The organism is Streptomyces sp. SID14478, assembly GCF_010548525.1.
Taxonomy (GTDB): Bacteria; Actinomycetota; Actinomycetes; order Streptomycetales; family Streptomycetaceae; genus Streptomyces.
Genome location: NZ_JAAGMG010000483.1, coordinates 1 through 4,980, shown reverse-complemented (window position 1 = coordinate 4,980; position 4,980 = coordinate 1). Strand labels below are relative to the sequence as shown.

Below are 4,980 nucleotides of genomic sequence, written 5' to 3'. Positions count from 1 at the left end.
GCGAGTACACGCCGCCGACGCTCACCGACGCCCAGCTCACCGGCGTCTGGCGCGGCGGCGGGGCCGAGCTGCGCCTGAGCGCGGACGGCCGGGCCCGGTTCTCGCGGCTGCCCTACACGTACGAGCTGGAGAGCGGCGGCGTCGACCGGTGCGACGGCCGCGGGACGTGGCGGCGCGACGACGGGAAGGGGCCCGACGGGTTCGGCGATCCGGGCATCGCCCTGGACGCCGCCTCCTGCGGTGAGCAGGTGATCTGGACGATCGGGGGCACCGCGAAGGCCCCCGAGCTGTACGTGCCGTTCGGGGACCTGGACGCCGCGGACCTGCGGATCCTCACGAAATAGTGCCGCGGGCGCTGTCGTCGGTCAGCGTCCCCGGAACTGCGGGTGGCGCCGCTGGACGAAGCTGTCCACGCCCTCGTTCGCGTCGTGCGTCGTCATGTTCAGCTCCTGCGCGACGGCCTCGGCGGCGAAGGCGGTGGCCCGGTCGGAGTCGAGCGAGGCGTTCACCAACTGCTTGGTCAGGGCGAGCGCGCGGGTCGGTCCCGCGGCCAGGCGCTCGGCCCAGTCGCGGGCCGTCTTCGCCAACTCCCCGTCCGGGACCACCCTGTTGACGAGGCCGAGGCGCTGCGCGTCGGCGGCGGGCAGCGCGTCGCCGAAGAACATCAGCTCCTTGGCGCGCTGCGGTCCGACCAGGCGGGGCAGCAGGTAGGCGCCGCCGCCGTCGGGCACCAGGCCGCGGCGGACGAACACCTCGATGAACCGGGCCGACTCGGCCGCAAGCACCAGGTCGCAGGCGAGGGCGAGGTGGGCGCCGATGCCGGCGGCCGTGCCGTTGACCGCCGCGAGCACCGGCTTCTCGCAATCCTGCACCGCGGCGATCAGGCGCTGGGCGCCGCGGCGGATCGTGCGGGAGACGTCACCGGTGACGCGCTCGCGCTCGGGCGCCGGGGAGTTCTTGAGGTCGGCGCCCGCGCAGAAGCCCTTGCCGGTGGCGGTGAGGACGACGGCGCGCACGTCCGGGTCCTCGGAGGCGTCGGCGAGCAGCGCGATGATCCGTTCGCGCTGGTCCCAGGTGACGGCGTTCATCGCCTCGGGGCGGTTCAGGGTGATCCAGGAGACGCCGTTCTCCGTGGTGTGCAGGACCTGTCGGTCGAGGGGTTCCATGTGCGGGGCTCCGTCCCGGTGGTCAGCGGCACACGGCCAGCGCGTCGAGCGCCACGGCGCCCTGGCCGCGGGGCAGCACCAGTAGGGGGTTGATGTCCAACTCGGCGAGTTCTCCGTCGAGTTCGAGGGCCATGCGCTGGACGCGCAGGACGACCTCGACCAGCGCGTCGATGTCCGCGGGGGGCGCGCCCCTGACCCCGTCGAGCAGGGCGCGGCCGCGCAGTGCGTCCAGGGCGGCGCGGGCCTGGCCCTCGCCGAAGGGCGGCACGCACACGGCGGAGTCCCGCAGCACCTCGACGAGCACGCCGCCGAGGCCGACGGTCACCGTCGGACCGAACAGGTCGTCGCGGGTGACCCCGACGACCATCTCGACGCCCCGCTCGACCATCTGGCACACCAGGACCCCGTCGAGGTCGATGCCTTCGTAGCGGGCGACGTCGGTGAGCTCGCGGTAGGCGTCCCTGACCTGGCTCGCGGACGTCAACGCGATCTTCACCAGGCCGAGTTCGGACTTGTGGGCGAGCTGCGGCGCGGACGCCTTCATGACGACCGGGTAGCCGACCTGGCTCGCGGCCCGCACGGCGGCGGCCGCGCTGGTCACCAGCTGCTCGCGCGGGACGCGGATGCCGTACGCCCGCAGCAGCTGCTTCGCCGCGTGCTCGCTCAGCTGCTTGCCGGGGCGCATCAGCGCCTGCGCCTTGCGGAAGGAGGGCGACGGGGTGCGCGGCGCCTCCTCGAAGGGGGAGCGGTAGGAGGCGGTGAAGCGGTGGTGGTCGAGGTAGGCGCGGACGGCGCCGATGCAGTTCGCGAACGTACGGAAGGTCGCGACGCGGGAGGAGCCGAGCAGGGTCGTGCGGTACGCGTCCTCGGTGCCGACCGGCGAACCCCACACCACGCAGACCAGCTTGTCCGTCTGCTCGGCCGCGTCCACCAGGTCCTGCGCGAGCTTGTCGCTCATCGGCGGGAAGGGCCCGGTGATCGGGCAGATGAGCACGCCGACCGACGGATCGGCGAGGATCGCGTCGATGATCTTCCGGCCGCGCCAGTCGCCGACGGGGTGCCCGCCGTTGTCGACGGGGTTCGCGACGTTCAGGTACTCCGGGATCCACTGGTGCAGTTCGCTCTGCTTGGCGTCGGAGAGGGCGGGCAGGGTCAGCCCCGCCGCCGTCGCCAGGTCGGAGAAGTGCGCGCCGGTGCCGCCGGATATGGAGTACACGACGACGCCGTCGGCCCGCGGCGGCTTCGCGCGGGCCAACAGGGCCGCGGTGTCCTGGAGTTCGTCGAGACCGTCGACCCTGATGACGCCGAACTGCCGCATCGCCGCGTCCACGACGGTGTCGGCGCCGGTCAGCTTGCCGGTGTGCGAGGCGGCGGTGCGCGCGCCGGTCTCGGTGCGCCCCACCTTCACGGCGACGACGGGCACCCCTTCGCGCGCGGCGCGGTCGGCGGCGAGCAGGAAGGACCGGCCGTCCTTGAGCCCCTCCACGTAACAGGCGATGGCGCCGACCTCGGGGCGCTGCGAGAAGTACGAGATGAAGTCGGCGGTCTCCAGGTCGGCCTCGTTGCCGGTCGGCGCCCAGTGGGAGAGCCGGATGCCCAGCTCCTGGAGGGAGAAGACGGGCCGGCCCTGGTGCCCCGACTGCGTGATGAGGGCGATCGCGGGGCCTTCCAGGTCGTCCCGGAAGCGCTCGAAGGCGTTGAGGTTGGTGTTGGGCCCGAGCAGGCGCAGCCCCGACCGCTCGACGGCGGCGGCCAGGCGCTCCTGGGCGGCGGCCCCCTCGCCGCCCGTCTCGGCGAACCCGGAGGCGAAGGCGACCGCGAACTTCACCTTGGTGTCCGCGAGTTGCTCGATGACGGGCAGCGGGTCCGCGACGAGGAGGACGGCGAGGTCCACCTGCTCCGGCAGCTCGCCGACGGACGGCGCGCAGGTCAGGCCGAAGACGGACGTGCGCGTGGGGTGCACCGGGTACAGGCGCGCGCCGACCCGCTCCGCCCAGTTCAGCAGCTGCCGGGTGATCCCCGTGTTCGGCCGCCCCTCGGCGTCCGACGCTCCCACGACGGCCACGGACTCGGGCCGGAAGAAGCGGTCCAGATCGGGTACGTCGGCGTGCAGTGACCGCCCGCTGACGTCGTGCTCGTCGGTGCCGGTCCTGCCGTGCACCACGGGACCGGGCTGCTCACCGCAGGCGATCACCCGGGCCCGGCGGGAGTCGGTGGTCAGGGTGCCGTAAGTCGATCCAAGCATCGGTCCGCCCGCTCCTGTAGGCCTCCAGAAATAAAACTGACGCGCAGTCAGATTACTGAACTGACGCTCCGTCAGGAACAGTGCTGCACGCAAAGGCTGGGGCGGATGCGGTACCGGCGTTCGGCCCGTGCCTTCTTTCTGCCCGCCACGGAGGCGGTCCGAACAGGCACGGGCCCGTACCTCACAGCGCGGCGGAGACCTCCTTGGCCACGCGCTCCCCGGAGCGCACCGCGCCGTCCATGTAGCCGTTCCAGTACGGGGAGCTCTCCGTTCCCGCCCAGTGGATGCCGGCCACCGGCGTGCGCAGGGCCGTGCCGTAGCGGGTCAGGACGCCCGGCGGGGCGTAGGCGACGGGGCCGCCGCGGGAGAAGCCCTCGTTGTCCCAGCGCTGGAGCACGAAGGCGGTGGGGGTGGCGGCCTTGGCGCCGAAGTACGTGACGTAGTCCTTGAGGACCGCCGCCTTCACCTCGGCCTCGCTCGCGCCGTCGTGAGCCCGCATCTCGTCCGCCTCGATGAACCCCATCAGGGCGCCGTACGAGGCGTCGGGCGGGGAGTTGTCGAAGGTGGAGCGGACCACGCCGGTGTCCGAGACGACCTGGCCGTTGAGCCCGTCGGCCCGCCAGAACGGGGTCGCGTACACCGCGATCGCCTTGCCGATCGACCCCATCGGCAGCCGCTGCGAGAGCTGGTCGCGGGCGGCGGGCAGCAGCGGGTCGAAGTCGATCCGGGCGGCGAGCGGCGGCGGGACCGCGACCACGACACGGCTCGCGGTGACGGTGACGCCGTCGGCCGTGACCGTGTAACGGCCGTCGGCGCCGCGGGCGATCCGGCGCACGGGCGCGGACAACCGGACGCGGTCCGCACCGAGTTGTGCCGCGAGCTTGAGCGGCACCTGCTGCGAACCGCCCACGAAACGGGTGGCCTGTGCGCCGTCCGCGGTCTCGGTCAGGCGCTCCAGGGTGCCGGGGGTGGACTCGTTCCCGGCGGAGGCTATGTAGAACAGGACGAACAGCAGCGACAGTTCACGGGGTTCGGCCGAGAAGATGGAGGTGCAGGCCACCTCCATGAGGAAGCGGGCCGAGGGGATCACCGCGTTCGCCCGCAGCCAGGTCTCGAACGTCTGGCGGTCCCACTCCTCGGCCTTCGCGGCGCTCCAGGGCGCGTCGACCGGGACCTGCTTGGCCATGTCGTCGAGCAGCCCCTGGACCACGGCGGCGTTGGCGAGGCCCGCCGCGTCGATGGGCGGCACCGAGCCGAGGAGCCCGTCGGTGGCGTACGGGGTGCGCTTGCCGTCCTTGTACAGCACGTTCTTGCCGGTGTTGTACGTCGTGAAGGTCGCGACGCCGAGGGAGTCGGCGAGGGCCTTGATGCGGTCCTGGGTCGGCCCGATGAACTCGCCGCCGCCCTCCGTCGTGCCCCCGCCAGGCAGCGGGAGGTTGAGGACGCGGCCCCCGACACGGTCCCTGGCCTCCAGGACCAGGACCTTCTTCCCGGCGGCGGCGAGGTCGCGGGCCGCGGTCAGGCCGGCGAGCCCGGCGCCGACCACGGCCACGTCCACGTCCCTGGTGG

Annotated in this window: 3 protein-coding genes and 1 pseudogene; 1 reads left to right on the top strand and 3 read right to left on the bottom strand. The window is 73.0% G+C overall.

Annotated elements, in window-relative coordinates; translation table 11 throughout:
• A pseudogene (locus G3I40_RS16055) lies at nt 1–344 on the top strand (hypothetical protein); the annotation flags it as partial.
• A 21-nt stretch (nt 345–365) separates the two neighbouring features.
• Here G3I40_RS16055 and G3I40_RS16050 read toward each other — a convergent pair.
• The 3 genes from G3I40_RS16050 to G3I40_RS16040 all read right to left on the bottom strand — a co-directional run.
• On the bottom strand, nt 366–1,166 hold the full coding sequence (locus G3I40_RS16050; protein WP_164302843.1) for an enoyl-CoA hydratase-related protein: 801 nt from the start codon (nt 1,164–1,166) through the stop codon (nt 366–368).
• A gap of 22 nt (nt 1,167–1,188) precedes the next feature.
• Nucleotides 1,189–3,411, bottom strand: a complete 2,223-nt coding sequence (locus G3I40_RS16045) for an acetate--CoA ligase family protein (RefSeq protein ID WP_164302842.1) — start codon at nt 3,409–3,411, stop codon at nt 1,189–1,191.
• Between the two features lie 181 nt (nt 3,412–3,592).
• The coding region (locus G3I40_RS16040) for an FAD-dependent oxidoreductase (protein WP_239091769.1) at nt 3,593–4,980 on the bottom strand (1,388 nt) is incomplete at its 5' end.